Source organism: Pseudoalteromonas sp. 78C3, from assembly GCF_002836695.1.
GTDB lineage: Bacteria > Pseudomonadota > Gammaproteobacteria > Enterobacterales > Alteromonadaceae > Pseudoalteromonas > Pseudoalteromonas arctica.
On the sequence record NZ_PJAV01000154.1, the window covers coordinates 1 to 22,107 of the forward strand.

16 protein-coding genes are annotated in these 22,107 nt (G+C 38.1%); 12 read left to right on the forward strand and 4 right to left on the reverse strand.

From position 1 onward, the window contains the following. Positions 1-23: 23 nt before the first annotated feature. The gene (locus CXF76_RS13305) at positions 24-824 is read right to left on the reverse strand and encodes a DUF2989 domain-containing protein (protein WP_024590545.1); all 801 of its coding nucleotides are present in this window, start codon (positions 822-824) and stop codon (positions 24-26) included. Positions 825-998: 174 nt separating this feature from the next. Between CXF76_RS13305 and CXF76_RS13310 the strand changes: the two genes are divergently transcribed. The 10 genes from CXF76_RS13310 (at position 999) to ccoG (ending at position 14,119) form a co-directional block, all read left to right on the forward strand. Beyond that, a complete protein-coding gene (locus tag CXF76_RS13310; protein ID WP_010554014.1) occupies positions 999-2,441 on the forward strand; it encodes a glyceraldehyde-3-phosphate dehydrogenase in 1,443 nt (480 codons plus the stop codon). 183 nt (positions 2,442-2,624) lie between these two features. Beyond that, positions 2,625-3,752 (forward strand): M14 family metallopeptidase, encoded by a 1,128-nt coding sequence (locus tag CXF76_RS13315; protein WP_101163924.1) that lies wholly within the window; start codon positions 2,625-2,627, stop codon positions 3,750-3,752. A 376-nt stretch (positions 3,753-4,128) separates the two neighbouring features. Beyond that, positions 4,129-5,631 (forward strand): alanine/glycine:cation symporter family protein, encoded by a 1,503-nt coding sequence (locus tag CXF76_RS13320; protein ID WP_010554016.1) that lies wholly within the window; start codon positions 4,129-4,131, stop codon positions 5,629-5,631. A gap of 139 nt (positions 5,632-5,770) precedes the next feature. Further along, entirely contained in the window at positions 5,771-6,097 is a 327-nt protein-coding gene (locus CXF76_RS13325) for a hypothetical protein (RefSeq protein ID WP_007580349.1), read from the forward strand. Position 6,098: 1 nt separating this feature from the next. After that, a complete protein-coding gene (locus CXF76_RS13330; protein ID WP_007378333.1) occupies positions 6,099-6,380 on the forward strand; it encodes a YeaC family protein in 282 nt (93 codons plus the stop codon). Further along, a complete protein-coding gene (locus CXF76_RS13335) occupies positions 6,370-9,051 on the forward strand; it encodes a DUF349 domain-containing protein (protein ID WP_024590543.1) in 2,682 nt (893 codons plus the stop codon). The genes CXF76_RS13330 and CXF76_RS13335 overlap by 11 nt, the downstream gene beginning before the upstream one ends. Positions 9,052-9,151: 100 nt before the next feature. After that, entirely contained in the window at positions 9,152-9,706 is a 555-nt protein-coding gene (locus CXF76_RS13340; protein ID WP_002960677.1) for a DUF1439 domain-containing protein, read from the forward strand. A 68-nt stretch (positions 9,707-9,774) separates the two neighbouring features. Next, positions 9,775-11,079 (forward strand): ABC1 kinase family protein, encoded by a 1,305-nt coding sequence (locus CXF76_RS13345; protein WP_101163925.1) that lies wholly within the window; start codon positions 9,775-9,777, stop codon positions 11,077-11,079. A 93-nt stretch (positions 11,080-11,172) separates the two neighbouring features. Next, positions 11,173-12,591: a sigma-54 interaction domain-containing protein gene (locus CXF76_RS13350; RefSeq protein ID WP_101163926.1), complete on the forward strand. Its 1,419-nt coding sequence runs from the start codon at positions 11,173-11,175 to the stop codon at positions 12,589-12,591. Positions 12,592-12,736: 145 nt separating this feature from the next. Then, on the forward strand, positions 12,737-14,119 hold the full coding sequence (ccoG, locus tag CXF76_RS13355) for a cytochrome c oxidase accessory protein CcoG (protein WP_024590540.1): 1,383 nt from the start codon (positions 12,737-12,739) through the stop codon (positions 14,117-14,119). A 25-nt stretch (positions 14,120-14,144) separates the two neighbouring features. Here the strand turns inward: ccoG and CXF76_RS13360 are convergent, their stop codons facing one another. From CXF76_RS13360 to CXF76_RS13370, 3 genes are all read right to left on the reverse strand, one after another. Continuing rightward, positions 14,145-14,564, reverse strand: a complete 420-nt coding sequence (locus CXF76_RS13360; RefSeq protein WP_024590539.1) for a hypothetical protein — start codon at positions 14,562-14,564, stop codon at positions 14,145-14,147. Between the two features lie 177 nt (positions 14,565-14,741). Continuing rightward, on the reverse strand, positions 14,742-15,659 hold the full coding sequence (locus CXF76_RS13365) for a M14 family metallopeptidase (protein WP_101163927.1): 918 nt from the start codon (positions 15,657-15,659) through the stop codon (positions 14,742-14,744). Between the two features lie 114 nt (positions 15,660-15,773). Then, positions 15,774-16,511, reverse strand: coding sequence for a hypothetical protein (locus CXF76_RS13370; protein WP_024608098.1), 738 nt, complete (start codon positions 16,509-16,511; stop codon positions 15,774-15,776). Between the two features lie 282 nt (positions 16,512-16,793). Between CXF76_RS13370 and CXF76_RS13375 the strand changes: the two genes are divergently transcribed. After that, positions 16,794-19,643, forward strand: a complete 2,850-nt coding sequence (locus tag CXF76_RS13375) for a UvrD-helicase domain-containing protein (protein WP_101163928.1) — start codon at positions 16,794-16,796, stop codon at positions 19,641-19,643. A 126-nt stretch (positions 19,644-19,769) separates the two neighbouring features. Next, positions 19,770-22,040, forward strand: a complete 2,271-nt coding sequence (locus CXF76_RS13380) for a putative bifunctional diguanylate cyclase/phosphodiesterase (protein ID WP_101163935.1) — start codon at positions 19,770-19,772, stop codon at positions 22,038-22,040. Positions 22,041-22,107: the final 67 nt, after the last annotated feature.

Below are 22,107 nucleotides of genomic sequence, written 5' to 3' on the forward strand. Positions count from 1 at the left end.
TAGGTTATTTTTGCGATTATAAATTAAAACTCTCGAGGAGATACAAAATCACCTGCCATTATTTGCTGAAATGTTTGCTCTGCAAGTACATCTAGGCTGTCTAAGCTTTTACCACTCGTTATTAATTGCTGCTCAATTTCAAACACGTCAATATTTTCAATCCCCGACATTTGCGCTACTTTAGAAAATATATATGCATGCTTAAATTTATCATGTTTATAAAAAAGACTAATAAGTGATGTATACACTTCAGGATTCGGTACGTTGTCTTTTTTATTGAGCTCTAAAGTTTTATAAAGCAAATCAATGGTTTTTTCATCGTCGAACTTAATATAGTACGATGCTAAAAAAAATTGCATTTCGGCACTTTGCGTTACACTTTTGTCATTTTCTATCGCCAATAATTTAGTCAGTGCGTTTTGGTTATTATTTCGTGACCATTGGTAGTAGAGCAAACCTGGATGGTTCGTATTTTGGGTATCTTGATATAAGCGAGTCATTTCTTTAATGCTCGTTAATTGACCGTCAATACGTGACGTTTTTTTAGCTTTTAACTTAATATGTTCAATTTTGGCAGCCACAGTTATACATTGGTTATAGGATTCAAAGTCCTTGAGTAATTGGTATTTATTTTCATCAGTAGGGTCTTTGTATTCTATGTAACGTTTGATAATTACATCAGAACGTTCATCCTTGCAGTGGCTGTCTTTGTTTAAGTCGCTACAAAAGCCAGGTGTTTCTTTGCACACTTGTGCGAGTGTCAAGGGCTCTTCACACCCTGTCAACGTTAGCAAACCTAATAGTACACTTGCTTTTTTAAGCATCCCTTAACCCCAAATGAATATCTACCTTGTTATTCTAACGCAATCATTTAACGCCTAACAGTAGAGAATAACTTCAGATTAAATTAGAATAGCCCTGCCTGAAGTGCATTACTCTCAAAATATAGTGCATTTTTAAAGGCTATCCGTTCAAAATGATAAACTTAGGTAAATAAAATGACCTCATCTCACGAGTTAGAATACACAAATAGTTGGCAAGAGCGCCAAGATTACGCAGAAAGCATGCAACCAATCATTGGTAAACTTTACCGTAATCGTGGTATCGAAATCGCTGTATATGGCCGTCCTCTCGTAAATGCCAGTACTATCGATATTATCAAATCTCACAAAACCGTTGCTCAGTTTGAAGGCACTAAGTTACGTTTGCGTGAAAGCTTCCCATTTTTAGAAGCTATCAGCAAAATGGAATTAAACTCTGCACGTATTGATATTGGTAAGCTTGCATATAGTTATTTGTTCACTGAAGCTGCAAAAGGCCGCTCAGTAGAAGAATTTGTAAAAGATGAACTTGCAGAAATAGCTGACTTACCAGCGAAGGAACCACGCGATGTTGTATTGTATGGTTTTGGTCGTATTGGTCGTTTACTAGCGCGTTTATTAATTGAAAAATCAGGTCCATATTCAGATTTACGTTTGCGCGCTATTGTTGTGCGTGGCGGTAAAGAGGGTGATCTTGAAAAGCGTGCAAGCTTACTGCGTCGTGATTCAATTCACGGTCCGTTCAATGGCTCAATCACTATTGATAAAGAACGTAACGCAATTAAAGCCAACGGTAGCTACATTCAGGTTATTTACGCTAACTCTCCTAGCGAAATTGATTACACTCAATATGGTATCGACAATGCATTAATTGTTGATAACACCGGTATTTGGAAAGACGAAGCGGGCCTTGGCCAGCATCTAGAGTGTAAGGGCGCTGCAAAAGTATTATTAACAGCTCCTGCAAAAGGTAATATCAAAAACATCGTATATGGTGTTAATAACAAAGATATTTTACCTGAAGATAAAATTGTTTGTGCAGCAAGCTGTACAACCAATGCAATTACACCAACGCTTAAAGCACTAAACGATAAGTTTGGTATTAATAATGGCCATGTTGAAACTGTACACTCGTACACGAACGATCAAAACCTTATTGATAACTACCACAAAGCAGAGCGCCGTGGCCGTGCCGCAGCACTTAACATGGTAATTACTGAGACAGGGGCTGCAAAAGCGGTTTCAAAAGCATTACCAGAGCTTGAAGGCAAATTAACAGGTAACGCAATCCGCGTACCTACACCTAATGTGTCGCTAGCTATTTTGAACCTTAACTTAGCAACAAGCACATCAGTTGAAGAGCTAAACGCATTTTTACGCGATACTGCACTTCATTCAGACTTACGTGACCAAATTGATTACACAGCATCAACGGAAATTGTTTCTACCGATTTAGTAGGTAGCCGTTACGCAGGTGTTGTTGATTCACAAGCAACGATTGTTGAAGATAACCGTATTGTTTTATATGTATGGTACGACAATGAGTTTGGTTACAGCTGCCAAGTAGTTCGTTGTATGCGCGATATGGCCGAAGTGTCATTCCCAAGCTTACCTCGCTAATTTATTTGCAGTGACTTAAAAGCCAGCATGTTGCTGGCTTTTTTGGTCGTGTATTATTTTTAAAGCGTATGCCTTGTGATAGGCTTTAATTAAGAAAATGCACATTCGTTTTACTATTTACAAAATAATGTCAGTTCTGTGAATTAATAAGCAGATAAACTTATTCAACCTAAAGGTTTTTTCATGAAAATCAGCAGCAATTTCGACAGTGGTAATATCAAAGTTATTGAAGCCACCGATCCTTTAAATATTCAATTAGAAATTAATAAAGATCACCAGTCTGAATTTTATCAGTGGTTTCACTTTCGTCTTGAAACAACGCCTTACCAATTGCATAAGTTAAATATTAATGAGCTTGATAAATCAGCTTACCCAGATGGTTGGGAAGGGTATCAAGCCGTTGCATCATATGACCGCCAAACATGGTTTCGTGTACCATCAAGCTATGAAAATGGCACATTAAGCTTTGAAATTGAACCAGAGTGCGGCAGCGTGTATTTTGCTTACTTTGCGCCATACAGTTACGACCGCCATTTAGATTTATTGTCTTGGGCACAAAGCCAAGGCGCTTGCCAATTAATAACGCTTGGTGAAACACTTGATGGCCGCGATATGAGTGTGCTCAAAATTGGTGAGCCAAGTGAAGATAAGAAAAACATCTGGATCACAGCACGTCAACATCCAGGTGAAACAATGGCGCAGTGGTATGTTGAAGGTCTACTGCACAAACTTCTTGATGACGAAGACCCACATGCAGCTGCGCTTCTATCAAAAGCAGTGTTTTACGTTGTGCCAAATATGAATCCAGATGGCAGCGCACGCGGACATCTCCGTACTAATGCTAAAGGCGTTAACTTAAACCGTGAATGGCAGACACCAAGCATGGAAAATAGCCCTGAGGTTTACCTAGTACTAAATAAAATGCGCGAAGCTGGCTTAGATATGCACTTAGATATACACGGCGATGAAGCTATTCCGTATAACTTTGTGGCAGGCAGTGAAGGTATTCCAAGTTATGATGCTCGTCTTAAAGGCCTTGAAGATAGCTTTAAAGCTGCGCTTTTAACTATTACACCAGAGTTTCAAGATGAGCATGGCTATCCAAAAGATGAGCCCGGCAAAGCTAACCTTACGGTAGGTTCATCAGCTACTGCTGAAGAATTCAAAGCATTAACGTACACAATTGAAATGCCATTTAAAGACAACAACGATTTACCTGATCCAGACTATGGCTGGTCAGGCCGTCGTTCGTATCAATTTGGTCAAGATACGTTAGCGGCAATTGTTAATGTTGTTGATAATTTAAGATAAAACATTTATTTGAAGGGTATCAATAGTTTTGATGCCCTTTTTGCTTTTAGTAAAACCCCTTTTACAAAAAATAATAATCATATAGCAACTTCATTCCAAAACGTTTTTAACGTTTCTTCGCCGCGTATCATCACCGTATCGGTACAAATCAATCTACTTTCCTTTAAATACTGCTGATGCAGTGCCTTGCAATAGCTACATAATTAGATATTTTGAAAATTAAGTGTTAACAAAGTTGGGGTACTTAAGTTAAGATTAATTAAATAATGAGTCGGGACGGGAGAGGTAAAACCTTATTTCGTGAAACTTATGTTGCGTAGTAGTTAAAGCAGAGTCTCGTAATTAAAAATAATAAATATAACTATAGAGGATATCCATGGAAGCTTTTGTAAGCGCTGTTAATGATGTTGTTTGGAGTAATGCACTCATCTATTTATGCCTAGGCGCAGGCTTGTTTTATTCAGTATTAACTCGATTTGCTCAAGTTAGACATTTTAAAGAAATGTGTAAGTTATTATTTAGTCCAAACACGTCTGATAAAGGTATCTCATCTTTTCAAGCCCTTGCAGTATCGTTGTCTGGACGAGTTGGCGTAGGTAATATTGCAGGTGTTGCAGCAGCTATCGGTTTTGGTGGACCAGGTGCTATTTTTTGGATGTGGGTTGTTGCTTTTCTAGGTGCAAGTACCGCATATGCAGAATCTACTTTAGGCCAAATTTATAAAACAGAAGAAAACGGGCAATATCGTGGCGGTCCAGCGTATTATTTTGACCGTTGTTTAGGGCAAAAATGGCTAGCTGTTTTATTTGCTGTTTCGGCAATTATTGCATGTGGTGTTTTTCTGCCAGGCGTACAAGCAAATGCGGTAGGTAATGCGTTTACTCAAGTGTTTGGCGATGGCAATATGGTTTCTACTAGCTTTGGTGACGTAGGCAGCTTTAAATTGGTCGCTTTGGCAATTATCCTTATTGTTTTGGCGTTTATTATTTTCGGCGGAATAAAGCGTATTGCGAACTTTACGCAAATAGTAGTGCCATTTATGGCGCTTGGTTACATAGTATTGGCACTAATCGTAGTATTTTTAAATTTAGATAAAGTGGGTGATATATTTTATTTAATTATTAGTGATGCGTTTACTGCGCAGGCCGGTTTTGGTGCTGCTATTGGTTGGGGCGTTAAACGCGGTATATATTCTAATGAAGCAGGCCAAGGTACTGGGCCTCATGCAGCAGCCGCTGCAGAAGTTGATCACCCTGCTCAACAGGGGTTAGTACAAGCTTTCTCTGTTTACGTTGATACCATCTTTGTGTGTACTGCAACAGCATTAATGATTTTAATAACGCAGCAATACAATATTGTGGGTGAGTTACCAGCAGGGCAATTTATTGTTCAAAATGTTGATGCAGCCACTGAAGTGGGTTCAGCAGCCTTTACGCAAATGGCTCTATTTAGTGTATTTGGTAGCTTTGGGCAGGCATTTGTTGGCATCGCATTGTTCTTCTTTGCTTTTACCACAATACTTGCTTATTACTTTATTGCAGAGACTAATATTGCTTACTTAAATCGTTATTTTAAAGGCAGTATTCCGCTTGTTATCGTGAAGTTTGTGATTATGTTTATGGTTGCATACGGCATGGTAAACAATTCAGGTTATATCTGGACTATTGGTGATATTGGCGTTGGCTTAATGGCCTGGATCAACATACTAGGTATTTTAGCTATTTTCTTCGTAGCTAAGCCTGCTTTGTTATGTTTGAGCGATTATGAAGAACAGAAGAAAAAAGGCGGAAAAATCATATTTGATCCAGTTAAATTAGGCATTAAAAACGCCACGTTCTGGGAAAAACGCTTAGAGAAGCAGTCAAAAGACGCAGAGTAATTAAACTTAGTGGGCAACTTAGAAAATTATCGCCCCAAAATTAGTTATTGGTTTGAATTCAAAAAAGACAACGAGAAATAAAACAAGTACAATAAAGGCGCCGAAAGGCGCTTTTTTTATGCGTAGTATGGAGAGAAGTATGGCGATTATTCGTTGCCCAAAATGTGCAAAATCAATTTCAGATAAACATAAGCAATGTCCGCATTGCGAAAGCAACATTGCAGAGCTAAACGACGAGCAAGTTTTGCAACTTCAGCGCGAACAGCGAATTAAAAAAAAGCAGATGTTTATAAATCACTCCTTTTTGGCGCTTATCTTATTTTTAGGTGGTTTTTTCTGTTTGTACTTTTTACAACCGCAAGAAAAAACGCTTCAGTGGTATGCTTATACTGCGGCTATTGGCGTAGGGTGTATTTGGTATCTTATAAACCGAATTGTTTTAGTGACTCTAAAAAAGAAAAAATGACATGAATATCGACAATCTTGTACAAAATATTACTCCCGAATTATTCGAACGCTTACAATACGGTGCATCAACTGGCAAATGGCCAGACGGTACCGTTTTATCAGACGAGCAAAAGCAACAAACAGTGCAGTTGGTTATGTTGTATCAAGCAAAAGTGGCTCAATCAAACGAGCAATTTACGATTGGTGCTAATGGTGAAATGATCCAAAAGACAAAAGCTCAACTACAAAAAGAATTTAAATCAGACAACGAAATAGCTAGGTTTAGTGAACATGATCTTTAAGCACCTTTTTACACCGAAATGGAAACACCCTAAGCAACAAGTACGTCTTGATGCTATCGAAAAATTAGACATTGAACGTGATGCAACCATATTAAACACGTTAGCACTTGAAGATAGTTCAGCTGAAATACGCCGCAAAGCACTACAAAAAGTAAACGAGTTACCACTTTGGTGGAAAGCGTATAAACAAGATCAAGCATTAAAAGATATAGCAGAGCTTCAAATATCTAATGCTGTTTTAAATAGCGAGAGTGCACTAACACCGCAAATTAAAAACGAATACATAGAGCGTTTTGCACCCGTTAAAACACTCGAAAAGTTAGCGTTTGCAGAAAAAGAACTGCAAGTACGCGTTAAATTATTAAAACGTTTAGCAAATCCAAAACTAGTAGAAAAAGCATTTAAAGAAGGTAGCGAAGAGCTACAAACTCAATTAGTTGAACTTGTTATTACTCATCAATTAATTAAGCCATTATTAAAGCATGCGAATGGTGGTGCAAAAGCAGCACTTGAAACGCATATTGAAAATGAGCGTTTAGCAATTGAAATGCCACTGCAGGTTGAAAGTGCAACACGTGTTATTTTAGCTAAGTTAAATGCCTTACGTGAAAAAACAGATTTTGGTGTTGTAAATCCACAAGCCGGTGAATTAATGGCCCAGTGGCAAGCACTTGAGCTCAAATGGCTAAGTGATGAGCGTGTTAAGCTTCTTGACGAAAAATATATTTCGATTACCACTAAGTTAGATGCACACATTGAACAGCTAAAAGCGGTACACGACAAAGAGCAGCAAAAATTAGCGCTACAACAGCGCCAATTGCTAGCGCTTGCAACTGTTGAAGCGTTAAGTGAAGAAATTGAAAACGCCTTACAGCTAGGCCTTGAAACACCAGAGCAAATTCAGCAAGATTGGCTTGATGCAAAAGTAGCGCAAGCTAAGCAAGCTATTAGCGAAACAGAACTTGCTAAGAATGCACAATCTAAACTGGCTGTAAGCAAGTTAGAAAAACTATTTACTCAAGTTGCTAAGTTACCTGAGCTAACAACGGCTATTAAAGAGTACAAACTCGCTTTTGCAGCATTATGCGAAATTAAGCCAGCAGAAGATTTAGCGCAATACGATGCAACTCTAACTGAATTTAATAATGGTTTTAAAGCAGCGCGTAGTCATTTAAATATTTTAGATGGTGCACTGCAAAGTACGTTTAAAACACAGTTAAATACGCATAAAAAGCAATTTTTAGCACCAATGAGTGAGCTAGTTAAGCCACTTGAAAAAAACCAAAGCCAAGCAAAACGCAAAGCTCGTGATGTTAAACGCCTAATTGAAGAAGGTCGTTTTAATGTTGCCTTTGGCGTGTTTAAAGGGTTTGAAGAGTTATTTAATACACTCACTGAGCAATATCAACAGCCGCTTGTAAATATAAAAGCGGAACTTGAAGCGCAACTTGCAGATGCTAAAGATTGGCAAAAATACGCTGCAGCACCAAAGCGTGAAGCTTTATTAGAAGAAGTAAGTGCATTAGTAAGTGAAGAGTGTACTGACCCACAACAACGCGCAGAGCAAGTAAAAGTACTACGTAAACGTTGGAATGAGTTAGGTCGTTTAGATACAGATGAAGAAAAGCAACAAGGCGTGCAGTTTGATGAAAAAATCGAGCTGTTATTTGCACCTTGTCGTAGTTACTTTGCAGAGCAAGAAGTACAACGCGAGGCCTCAAAAGCACAACGCGAAAGTATTATTAGCGACATGCACGCGCTTCATTTACAGCCTACGGCTGAGGATGACTTTGATTGGAAACAATATGAAAGCCAATACAATCGTTTAAACAAAGCGTGGCGCAGTGTAGGTAAAGTTGATCCTAAAACATACCGTACACTAAACGATCGTTATAAAAGCGAGCAACAACAAGTACTGGCTTTATTAAACGCATTTCATAAAAGTAATGCCTTACTTAAAAATGAATTAGTAGAAAAAGCGCAGCAATTATCACAAAGCGATGATTTAGCCGCTGCGTGCCAAGAGTTGAAGCAAATGCAGCAGCAATGGCAAACAATTGGTTTTGCAGGTTTAAAAGCTGAAAATGCGTTATGGCAAAAATTTCGTCAATTTAACGATGAAACATTTACTAAACGTAGTAGTGAATTTGAGCAGCAAAAACTTGATCAAAATGAGTCAGATAAACAAGCAGTTGCAGAACTTGCTGAGCTTGAAGCAGCACTTAGCGATGTAAATCAAAGAGCACAGTTGCACGACCTAGAAACAAAAGTGAAAGGGTACACGCAATTTAGATCGTTAGCGCCAAAAGTTACTAAGCTACTAGCAGCTATTGACGATAAACTTGCATTGCTTACAAGCAAATCAGAGCAAGCTAATCTAGATGCGTTAATTACAGCACTTGAAAACAATGAAGCGTTGCCAAGTCAGTATCAAGCACCACTTAAAACAGCATTAAATAGGGATCAACTTATTACGCGCATGGAAATATTAGCGAACGTAAGTTCAAGTGATAAGTCACTTAGAATGGCAGAACAAGTAGCCATGTTAGATGACAAACATCGTGGCGAACATGCTGATTTAAACTATTATTTAAAACAGTTATTAGCGCTCAGTGCTGGTTCAGTTGAACCTGACACACTAACGCGACTTAAAGCGACACTTGCAGCTTAATGCACTAAAACCAGCGTAATATATGCTGGTTACTATTTTAATAAGCCGCTTTAATAGCGGCTTTTTTATGTACCACTAATTTATAAACAAAAGGGTTCTCATGAGAATTTTAGTTATTATTGCAGCGTTATTTTTAACTGCCTGTAATACCACGCAAGGCATATCAGTATATTCATTTACTAACTCTGAGGTTGAGTCTGTACTGGGTAAGCAATTACCAAAGTTAAGTGAAAAAGTAAGCTTAATGGGTTTGCCGGTTCAGTTTGATGTAAACGACTTAAGTGTAAATATTGGACCTGATAACCGCGATGTTGTTGTGCTTGGTGCCGATTCAAGCGCTGAAATTAATGCATTCGCACTTAAATACCCAGTGCGTTTAAAGCTACAAATTGAAGGCAGCCCATTTTACGACAGTGAGAAAAAAGCGGTATTTTTACGTAATATTAAATTACTTGATTCGAGTGTTGATGCCGGTGGTTTCAAAGGTAATTTAGGTGCACTTGATAGCCAAGCAATGGATGTTATTAATGCTTTTTTAGCGGTTAACCCTGTTTATACATTAAATATGGACGACCCTAAAATGATGCTACTCAGTAAACTTCCACTTGATATGAAAGTGGTTGAAGGTGCAATTAAGCTAGTACCTCGTCTATAAGTAGATCTACCTACTTACAATATACGTATTAATTAGCCTGACTTTCAGGCTAATTAGGTTTTAATATTATGGCGGCTCCTCGTACTGTTCCCACTTCTCGGCTTTCTCGCTTTGCAAAATTAGGCTCACTCGCAACAGGTGTTGCTACCAACATGTTAGTTGATGGCGCTAAGAGCGCGCTAACCGGTAAAGGTTGGGACAATAAAAGCTTACTACTACAACCTAAAAACATTGAAAAACTAGCCACACAGCTATCACATTTACGTGGCGCTGCAATGAAGCTCGGGCAATTACTTTCAATGGATGCCGGTGATTTACTTAGTCCTGAATTGGCTCAGTTACTTGCTTTACTACGCTCAGACGCGAATCCAATGCCTCATAAGCAGCTTGTTGAAGTGTTAAAAGAGCAATGGGGGGATGAGTGGCTAGCGCGTTTTTCTCATATTGAGTTAAGACCTTTTGCAGCGGCTTCTATAGGGCAAGTTCATTTAGCTTATAAAGAAAATGGCGATCAGCTTGCTGTTAAAATTCAATACCCTGGTATTGCAAAAAGTGTAGTAAGTGATGTAGATAACGTTATTTCTTTATTAACGATTTCTCGATTATTGCCAAAAGATCTTAATATTAAACCACTTATTGGTGAGGCTAAGGCACAGTTATTAGCCGAGGCTGATTATAAACGTGAGGCTCAGTACTTAATACGTTATAAAAATGCATTAGCAACTAATCCCCACTTTAAAGTGCCTAACGTATATCCAGAGCACAGCACACAACAAGTGCTAACTATGGAGTATATAAAAGCAGAACCTATTGAGAGCATTACAAAGCTACCTGATAGTCAAAAAAGCTTTGTTGCAGAGCAACTGATTGATTTGTTTTTTAAAGAAATGTTTGAATTTAAATTAATTCAAACCGACCCTAATTTTGCCAATTTTCATTATCAGCTTGATACACAAAAAATTGTTTTATTTGATTTTGGCGCCACCCGAGAAATGTCAACCGAGCTTAGCCGCGCTTATTTAGCTTTATTTAAAGCGGGTAGTGAAAACAACAGAGAAGGTGTACTTAGAGCGGCTTCACACATTGGTTATTTTAAAAATGACTTAGTTGATGAGTATAAAAACAACGTCATTGATTTATTCTTAATGGCGTGCGAGCCACTGAGAGCAGAAGGGGAGTTTGATTTTAAAAATAGCGAACTAGCGCTCAAAATTAAAAATGCAGGGCTTGCTCTTAGTGGGCAATCTCAGCAATGGCATACACCGCCCGTTGATGCGCTATTTATTCACCGAAAACTTGCAGGACTTTACTTAATAGCCGCAAGGCTAGGTGCAAAAATAGATGTAAAAACGCTATTTCAGCACTATTTATAGCGTTTTAATTTACACGTAAGTGCATTTTAAGTAATGAGTGCACTTAATGTATAAAATTGCCATAATGCTCGCGATATTTCGCGAGGTACATTTATGATAAAACAATTTTTAAACGATCCTAAATTATTGCTAAACGCAGTAGGTGAGGGCATATACGGTTTTGACCTGTCGGGTAATGCGGTGTTTGTTAATCCTGCCGCTGAGCGCATGACAGGTTGGTGCGCTGACGAACTATTAGGTAAAAAAATACACCAATATCATCACCATACTCATGCTGATGGCACACCTTATCCCGCTGATGAATGCCAAATATATTGCACCATGTTTGACGGCAAACGTCGTGAAGTTAAAAATGAAGTTTTTTGGCGTAAAGACGGCAGCTCATTTGCAGTGGAATACACCTCAACACCGGTTTATAAAAATGATGAGTTAATTGGTGCTGTAGCGGTATTTCGCGATATATCACTGCAACAACAAACACAAAATGCTTTGCAAGAGGCACTTGAGCAAGTAAATCATTTAAGTGAGCAGCTCAAAGATGAAAACAACTACTTAATTGCAGAACTTAACGAAGATTGGCAAGACTCAGGGCTAGTTGGACAAAGTCATATATTTCAAACCATGTTAGATCAAATAAAACTGGTAAGTGAAACCGACAGCACAGTGCTTATACTTGGCGAAAATGGCACGGGTAAAGAATTAGTCGCTCGTAATTTGTATCGACTAAGCAAGCGTAGCGAACAAGCCTTTATAAAAGTAAATTGCGCCGCATTTACCCCAAGTTTGCTAGAATCGGAACTTTTTGGCCATGAAAAAGGCGCGTTTACAGGTGCAAATGAACGCCGTAAAGGGCGTTTTGAACTTGCTGATAAAGGCACCTTGTTTTTAGATGAAATAGCAGAGCTTCCACTTGAGGCGCAAAGTAAATTACTGAGAGTCCTGCAAGAACAAGAGTTTGAACGTGTGGGTGGCAGCAATACGCTAAAAGTAAATATTAGAGTGATTGCAGCGACTAACCGCGACCTGTGGGAAATGGTACAAAAAGGCACGTTTAGAATTGATTTGTATTATCGGCTTAATGTATTTCCTATAAAAGTACCCGCCCTTAAAGATCGAAAAGAGGATATTCCTTATTTATGCGCTAATTTAATTGCGCAGATAAATAAACGACTGGGTAAACATTTAAAAGGGCTAAGTAAAAAAGCAATTACGCAGCTGCAAGCCTACAATTGGCCAGGCAATATTAGAGAGCTGCAAAATGTACTTGAACGCGAAGCTATTTTATCTAATCAGGCTGTACTACAGCTAAGTCAGCCTTTGCAAGCGGGTGGTGAAGTAGTTATTAACCCTTCACTTACGCTTGATGAGGCCCAAAAGCAGCATATAACCTCTGTTCTCGCGTTATCGCACTGGCAAATATCGGGTGATAAAGGGGCAGCAGTTAAGTTGGGCTTACCTGAGAGTACACTACGCTCAAAAATGCGAAAGTTAGGAATCACTAAAAAATCGTGATATATCGCGAATCGCGTTTAATGTCGCGAATTTTATTTTATTGCGTTGAAATAAACTGTTTAATATCAATGATGTAAATAAAGTTTCAGCTTGGTCTGAAAGTTGCAAGTACTTGCTTAATACCCGTCATTATGAAGCAAGTACTATGAAGTTTGATATCAAAGAAGAAGACATGATCATTAAGCCCTATAACACCGAAGGGCCAATTTATATCCGCGAGCAAAAAGGCTTTTTTCAGCGCATACGCCGTAATTTAGGTTGGCTGTTAATGCTAACTTTTATTGCAATACCGTGGATCCAATATAACGGACAACAAGCTGTGCTGCTTGATGTGGCAACGCAAACCTTTACTATTTTTGGTCTAACACTCCTTCCTCAAGATTTTATGATTTTAGCTCTGCTATTTATGGTGGGGGCTTTTGCATTATTTTTTGTAACTAACTGGCTTGGTCGGGTTTGGTGTGGTTATACGTGCCCGCAAACTATATGGATGCTCATGTTTTCGTGGGTAGAGCAACGCATAGAAGGCACTCGAAATCAGCGAATGAAATTAGATAAATCACAGTGGACGCTAAGCACTTGGCGCAAAAAAATAACTAAGCACAGTGCGTGGATTATTATTTCAGTTTTAACTGCGACCTCGTTTATGGCATATTTTATTCCGGCAAAAAGTTTGTATATGGAAATGCTTACGTTTGAATGGTCAGGTATAACGAGCTTTTGGGTGTTTTTATTCGCTTTTTGTACTTATGGCAATGCAGGGTTTTTACGCGAAAAAATGTGCACAATTGCTTGCCCTTATTCTCGTTTTCAGGCTGTTATGTTTGATAAAGATACGTTGCTTGTTACATATGATAACGAGCGAGGTGAAAGCCGAGGGCCACGTAAACGCAAAGCTGATCCAAAAGAGCTTAACTTAGGTGACTGTGTAGACTGTAACTTGTGTGTAGAGGTATGCCCTGCAGGAATAGACATTCGAAATGGATTGCAATATGAATGTATAAACTGTGGCTTATGTATTGATGCCTGCGACGATACCATGGAGAAATTTGGTTACGAAAAAGGCTTAATTAAATACGCGAGTGAAAAACAAATGGAAGGTAAAAAAACCAATCCATTTAGGTTAAAACTAGTAGGGTACGGCGCATTAACGGCTTTGTTAATCATTTCTATGTTTGCATGGATGCTGCAACGTACACCAATAGAAGCCTCAGTACTACGCGATAGGAATGCGCTTTATAGAGTGAACTACGAGGGCCTTGTAGAAAACCCTTATACACTTACTATTATTAATAAAACGCAGCAAGCACTGCATTACAGTATTGCCATAGAGGGTTTACCAGGAGCAACGCTCTCAAGTCCGAGAGCTACGCTTGTAAAGCCTGGGACGATGAAAAGAGTCCCCGTTACTGTAACAGCCGATGGTTACGATATTGAGCGTAAAGTGAGTAAGTTACAATTTATTGTAACAGCGCAAGAAAACGCCAGCATTACGATAACCAAAGATAGTCAGTTTTACAAAAACTAAGATTGATAAAGCAAGGTCAATTATTTTATATCAGTTGGCCTTGCTTACTTTTTAAGTTGTGAGAGATAAACTGTTTAGCGCTATCTAAATCGGTAAATATGCACTCACTAAAATTAACGTTTCTTTTTGCACACTCTAAAATGCGCTTCATTTGATTTATAGCGATAGCTGATGTGAGTACAAACGCGCTACTTAGGCAGTTGTTTGCTTTCATTAAATGGCTAATATCTATCATTTCTTTTTCTGCCTCAGGCGTTGCAGCCAAAACATCAAAAGAATCACTAATATAGGCCCAAGGCTGATTTTTGAGTGACTTTATTTTTTCGCATAGTTCAATTTTAAACGCACGAAGAAGCCCTGAGGTGATGTATCCCGTAAAGTGAGCGATAACAACGTTATTTTCAGTGTAAAGGCTTACCTGTCCATATTTATTTTTAAACCCCAATGTATACTCCTTGAATTTGAGGGAAGGCTAACCTTATACCTTTAAATTCAATAAAACCAGTTCTTTTGGGTTATTTTTTGTTGTTAAGTTGTTAAGTTGTTAAGTTGTTACTTGTGCATAGTTGTTTTAACGGGTATCGAATTTAATGAATACCCGTATTTGAAGGGGTGATTAATCTTATATAGAGGTTTTAATGTAATTTAGCGCGCTCGTTATAACGGCTACTTGTGCCAAAATACATTCTTCATCGGTGGCAGTTGGGCTATCTGGGTACACTTCGGTAGTGGTTACATAGGGTGCATCAGTAAAGCCCATACATAAACCTAAATCGCGTGCTGCATAGTTAATCACGCCAAATTGCTCTTGAGGTACGCCTATTAGCTGGTTATTTTCATCGCTCGGTGCAATATGAGTTACCTTTGCAACGCTTTCTATAATGACTTTTTGAAACTCCGGCTCAGGCTTTTTGGTATCTGCAACTAAATAAAACCCGTCAGGTATGTTCCAGTTAGTATTTGTAGTGCCTTCACGCGCAGCGAGTGCGGGTCTAAATTCACTGTTATCACTATCTGTTGTTTCGTGTAAATCAATATGAGCGATTAAGTCAGTACCTAATGATTTTACAAACGCCATAATAGCGGCTGATTCTTGAGCTGGGCTTCCCTCGTAAAATGAGCGATTAGGATCAATAGCATCTGGGTTCCAGCGGTTTATAGTCTCATATCCCCAAGGGCTAATGCAGGGTGCAACAATAATATTAAACTGTTCGCAATATTGCATAGCCGATGTCTTAGCAAACCTAAGTGCGCCATGTACGCCACTGGTTTCGTAGCCATGTACACCACCGGTGATTAAAACAGTTGGTTTATTAGCATTAAAGTTAGGCGTTTTTAATATATATAATGGGTAAGTGCCAGCGGTGTAATTAAGCTCGCCGTATTGCTCTATATCTAAGGTGCTCTTAAGGTCATTAATTAGCGTTACGACTTCGTTTTGGTAACTGCGTTTAATGTTTTGGCGTGCTAACCACTGGGCTTTATCGCTGTTATTCCATTTTTGTCCAGGTGTGCCAATAGGGTATGTGCTGTTAGTCATAATAAACCTTTATATCAATTGTTATTAGCTCTCCTATAAATAAGGAGGGCAATTACAATTGGTAGAGTTACTTAATAAAGGCGTAGCTTAACGCTGAGTAAATTAGCGTGCAAATTAAAACGTTAAAGTCATATTTTTTATAGCGCGCGATTGCTGGGATTTAATATAGCTTTGGTTTGCGTATTCACCCGAAATACTACCGAATCGATCGCGTTTCACACTAATTGTTAAATCACACGTTTTACCTTGATCTACTTGCGAGCTGCTAAACATATCTAAACTTTGCAGATCTATTTCAAGGCGCGAAGTGTTAAGCGCAAAAAGCGTTGATTGTAAAAGTGTTTCATTATTATTGTTAGTGCAGCTACTGCTAAGTTCTACTTGGCTAGTACTATTAGGATCAGTGCCATCTAGCTGAACTGTAAGGGGACTATTAATATCAAAATTTTGATTGTTACTCGGGGTTAAAATAATAAAATTTAAAGGCAACTCCACGCTCGAATTAGCATTTATGCCATCATCCCGTTTAAATTTTATATCAAACTGTTGGTTATCGTCAGTGGCATTTATATACGCTTGGTAATCAACGTCTAAAAAGTCGGTATCTTTTGTAAGTACAATAGCAGTGCTATTAACAACAGCTTGTAATGAGTCGCTATCGCTTAAAACAATGTTAGAGCCATTAGCATCGCCTGCATTTAGTTCTGCGTTAACACGCGTGCGGTTACCGTCAGAAACTAGTTCAAAACCTGCCCAAATACCTTGTGTTTTTACTAAATCCGACTCTGTTTCTGACGTGCAAGCGCATAATGCTAAAATTAAAGCCGTTGTGGTAATGCATTTTTTAAGCATGTTAGCTCCTTTAAACCACTTAATTAGGCTGTAAATAATTGTTTAATTGGGAATATACCTAACAATTATATGAAGTGTAAGTTTGTATATGTGCATTGTTACACAACAAGCTATCTATAAATGTTTAAATTTGTTAACGAGTGTAAATAAAACGTTAATCACCAGATTTAAAAACTAACTTACCAATTAAATTGTTTACTAAGTAAGCATCGATTTAGCGCTAAATGTATTACAAAAGAGTATGTTACAATTAAGGTAAAGCATATCTTCATATTGAGTATTATGGCGCAGTATATTGCTACTCCAAGTTGGCTAGGCCGTTTTTTTACCCGTATTAAACACGTAACTATTGAACAAGAGCGCCTTGTTGTGCATTTTAGAAGTGCTCCCGCACGGACATTTTTAATTAAAGACTTTTATAATTACTCAATACTTAAAAACCGTTTATTTAGCGCCAAAATTAATTTGTGCGACAGTAGCAATACATCAATTAGCTTTTTAAACAAATCACAAGCGAACGCTTTAAATACTGCCCTTAACACGCGGTTTTCAGCCCTGCTTGAGCAAAAGGTAAATAACGCAAAGATTTCGCTCAAGCGCTATGCTTTAGATGAGTTTTTACGTGATAGTTCCATAAAAACACTTAATAATGATGTGTTTTTGCTTACCAAGCAGTACGCTAAAAGTACAAGTGTGTGGCAACAACACTTATCGCCAAGTAGTATTAAATTTTTAAATATACTAAGCACCACACCCAATACTCACGATGCAATTGCACAGTTGCGCCATAAATATGAAAAAAAACAACTAACTCTTAAAAATGACTTTTTTAATCAAGTAGAGTCAAATCCATTAACAACAGAGCAGCGCTTAGCGGTAATACGCGATAACGATAAAAATTTAGTATTAGCGGCAGCAGGCACAGGTAAAACATCTGTGATGGTAGCAAAGTCTTTAGATTTAATAGCATGCAATATTGCTAAGCCTGAGCAAATTTTGGTGCTGGCCTATAATAAAACAGCAGCAAATGAGCTTAAAGAGCGCTTTATTAAACGCGCCACGCATGCAAAATTGCATACCAAAGCACCCACTATTTTAACGTTTCATGCGCTTGGGCTTAAATTACTACAAAGTGCTAAAAAGCCAATCGAATTATCAAAATTTGCAACTGACCCAGTTCAATTAAATAGTTGGTTAACTGGGTGGGTAAGTAAAAAAATACAAACCGAACCACAGTTTTTAAAAGCATTTTTAGATTTACTCCATGAGCCGATTGATATATTTAGCTTTAAAGATAATGCACAGTACGAGCGGTACGTACGCGATAACGAATACCGTAGCCTTGCGGGTCATAAAGTAAAAAGTTATCAGGAAGTGCTTATTTCAAACTGGCTACATTTGAATTGCGTACCGCACAGTTATGAGGTGAATTATCACTTTAGCCAAGGCGCAGAGCGAAGTGGGCAATACCAACCAGACTTTTATATACCTCAATATGATATTTACCTAGAGCACTTTGGCATTGATAGGCAAGGGAATACACGTGCCGATATAGATAAAAAACATTATAACGAGCAAGTTGCATTTAAGCGCAAACTGCATAAACAAAATGGCACCACCTTACTCGAGACCTTTCATTACAACTGGGTAGAAGGAAAGCTAGAGCAAACCCTCGCAAAGCAATTAAAGCAGCATAATGTTGAATTAACACCTTTAAGTAACGACGAAATATTTCATACTTTAAATAACTCAGGGCAGTTACAGCAAGTGATTGATAAGTACATAAAATGTTTACAAGCTATTCGAGTGGAGCAACTAAGTAATAAGCAAATAGAACAGCGCATTAAGCAAAGTGGTATTAAAAATTACCAGCAATATGCAAACTTGTTAGTGCAAATTCATGATGCTTATATAAATGAACTAAACGCGCAAAGTACCATTGATTTTGACGACATGATTATTCAAGCAACAAAGGCGATAGTAAGCGGAGATTTTAATATTCCATGGAGCCACATTTTAGTTGATGAGTTTCAAGATATATCAAGCGCGCGCATGGCTTTCATAAATGCCATATTAAAACATGGCAAAGGAATACGATTTACTGCTGTTGGTGATGACTGGCAAGCAATTTATCGGTTCTCGGGTGGTAATTTAGCGCTTACTACACGCTTTAATGAATTAGTGGGCAGCCACTCTCTTACTATGCTGCAAAAAACATTTAGATATAACAATAGTATTAGTGATGTAGCAGGGCGTTTTGTAATGCAAAACCCTGAGCAATATAAAAAGCAGATCAGCACACATACACAAGTAGCCACTTCACAAGTTATTTTATTAGACGATTTATACCAAGGTACTAAATCGATAGAAATAAAAGTACAACAGAGCATAAGCACTATTCAAAAAAATGATGCATCAGCGAGCATTGCCATACTTAGTCGATATAGATACATGTTAAATAGCGTGCAGCAGCATTTAAAAGATAAAAAGCATACAAACACTCTTTATTTTTGGACATTGCATAGTGCCAAAGGGCTTGAAGCCGATTACTGTATTATCATTGGTTTTGAACAAGGTAAATTAGGGTTTCCTAGCGATAATCAAAATAATGTGCTGGTGGAGTCGTTATTACCAGAGCAAGATGAATTCACTCACTCAGAAGAAAGGCGTTTGCTTTATGTAGGTATTACGCGCGCTAAACATAAAGCGTATTTAATTGCAGACCCTTATGCATGCTCAGCGTTTGTAAAAGAACTAGTAAATGACGATTATCCTATTCAAATCGGCTCCACGTTGTTTAACAAGTCGCAACTAAAGCAAAGAGAGTGTAATACGTGCAGCGACGGATTAATTGTGCCAAAAACGGGTCAGTATGGTGATTATTATAGCTGTACTAATACGCAGATTTGTGAAACTAAACTACGAGTGTGTAAAAGCTGTAGTAGCCCCTCGGTTGATAAAAGCACGTATTCACAATGTGTGAATACAGAGTGTAAAACGCAGCATCCAATTTGTGAAAAGTGTGGTCGCGAAATGCGTAAACGTAAATCTAAGCACGGTGAATTTTTAGGATGCAGTGGTTTCGCTCTTAAAGAAGATAACTGTAAAAACACTCGAAAAATGATTGTTTAACGGCTAACAAGTAGGTTTACACCTGTCTATTTTATAGAACTATGTAAATAGAAATTACATTCATTAGATTGATTTTAACAAGTTATCAATGTCTAATAGAAGAATGAGCTTTAACTGTTGTTTATTATGCATTTTTTCAATAGGTTCTTTTTATTAAACGATCACTATTCAGCCCCTGATCAGGTTGCTAATTGGCGAATAAGTGCACTGCGCATTATTCTATCGTTAGTAATGGTGTTATGTTTTGCTGTGGCGTGCCACACGTACACAAGCGCTATTGAATTTAACTTAATTTATATTGTTGTATTAACAAGCAGCTTTCTTGCTACTGCATGTGGTTTACTTATAGCAAGTAAGCGTTTTTATCACTTTAGCGCTCATGCACTTTTAATAGCCATTGTAGCTGCTAGCGTGTCAATGAACTTATTTTTAACAGATCTAGAACTTGCTAAAGTGGGTTCTATGTATATGTATTCCTGCCCGATAATAGCACTTATGCTACTTGGTTATAGAACAGCCCTTGCTTATGGCGTATTAAATATTGCGCCGTTTTATATGATCATCAATAACGTTGATGTCTCGGGTTTAACGGGCATAGCTCAACAACTTCCCGACGCTGACTTATACATTACAGGGCTTATATTTTTATTTTTTAACATTTGTATTCCCCTTGCTGTGGCGCGCACAATTGTGGCTGCTAAGCGTTTAAACAAAACAATGATAAGCGCTAATACACACCTTAAAGATAAAAATGAGCTTTATCGAAGCCTGTTCACCGAATCAAATAAAGCCAAAATTATTGTTGACGAAAATCTTGTCATTACTGATTTTAATCAACATGCTATTGATATGTTTGGTATAAAAAAAGAATTAAAAGAAGGAAGCGTTAATCTTTCTCATTTATTTCCTGCCTTAGTCTTTGACGACTCTAATGCTCAAAATAAAACTGTGAAGTACAAAAAAAGTTATTTTAAAGCCAGTTATCAGCAAATAACAATGAGTACAAACTACCGTGTATACGACTTTTACGATTGCACGCAAGAGCAGCTCATTAAACAAAATTTATCGATGATGGAACAAGAAAATAAACGTTTACGCTTTAGAGACTCGCAAACCAAACTACCTAATAGAGAATGGTTTGAGCTGCAATGCGACAGATTAACAAGCAAATACCAAAAAGGTTTTTATATCGTTGTTGCGCAAAGTGCAAATAGTGAATACTTAAATTTGAAGCTCACTAAAGCCGACTCTCAAGCATTACTTATTAACGCGTACAAGCGTTTAAAAGCGATGCCAGATGGGCCCCTTTTGTGTGCTCATATAGGAGTAGGAAAGCTTGCTTTTATAATTGGGACAAACTCGCAAAGCGAGCTTGAAGATAAGCTATTAATGCAAATAAAAAATACATTAGATAGAACATATAATGTATTTGGCACTAAGTGTCAGCAATCGTTTTTATTTGGTTTTGCAAAGTATCCTGATCATGGAAAAAACAGCACAACAGTACTTAGCAATGCATGCGAAGCACTTAAACTAGCAAATTGTAATATGCCTCTAAGTGGTTATAACGAAAAACAATCACACGCTTTTATCGAAAAATACGAAATTTCAATGTTATTAGATGAAGCGCTTCAACAAGGCGATTTGTCGGTGCACTATCAACCTAAAGTAGATGCAACGGGTCAATGTATAGGGCTTGAAGCCTTAGCGCGTTGGAACAGTCCAATACTGGGTAATGTGTCGCCAGTGGTATTTATTCCTATTGCCGAAGAATACAGAATGGTTAGTCGGCTAACCGACCTGATTATTCAAAAGGTGTGCGCTCAAATTGCCGATTGGACCAAGGCGGGTTTACCGAGTGTGCCGGTGGCAATAAATATATCTCTAATTGATTTTAGCCAAACCGATTTTATGTCAAAACTGGTTAAATACCTTGCCGACTTTAACGTAAAGCCACCTCAAATAGAGTTAGAACTGACTGAAACCTCTCTTGAGGCAAACCAAGCGCATTCGCTAAAGCTTATGCAAACGCTGCAATCGTGGGGTTTTACTATTTCGGTCGATGATTTTGGGGTGGGTTATTCTAATATTGCACGCCTTGCCGATTACCCTATTAACAAGCTCAAGTTAGATCGCTCATTAATAAGCCAAGTAACGAGCTCTACGCGTCAAAAAAGTTTAGTTAAAGCGGTGCACGTTATGTGTGAAGAGCTTGATATTAAGTGTGTAGCCGAAGGAGTAGAAACCCAAGAGCAAGTAGCAATAATGACGCAAATGGGGTGTAAAGAATTTCAGGGCTTTTACTTTGCTAAACCAATGCCAGCCGAAAATTTTGCAGAACATGTTAGTCGCCATGGCTTAGTGTTTAACCCTAAAGAGATGACGGCTCAACTTTAAATGTATTTAGTGGGCACTATATAGAACATATACACCTAAGGTATGTATGTTCTATAAAACTAGCTGG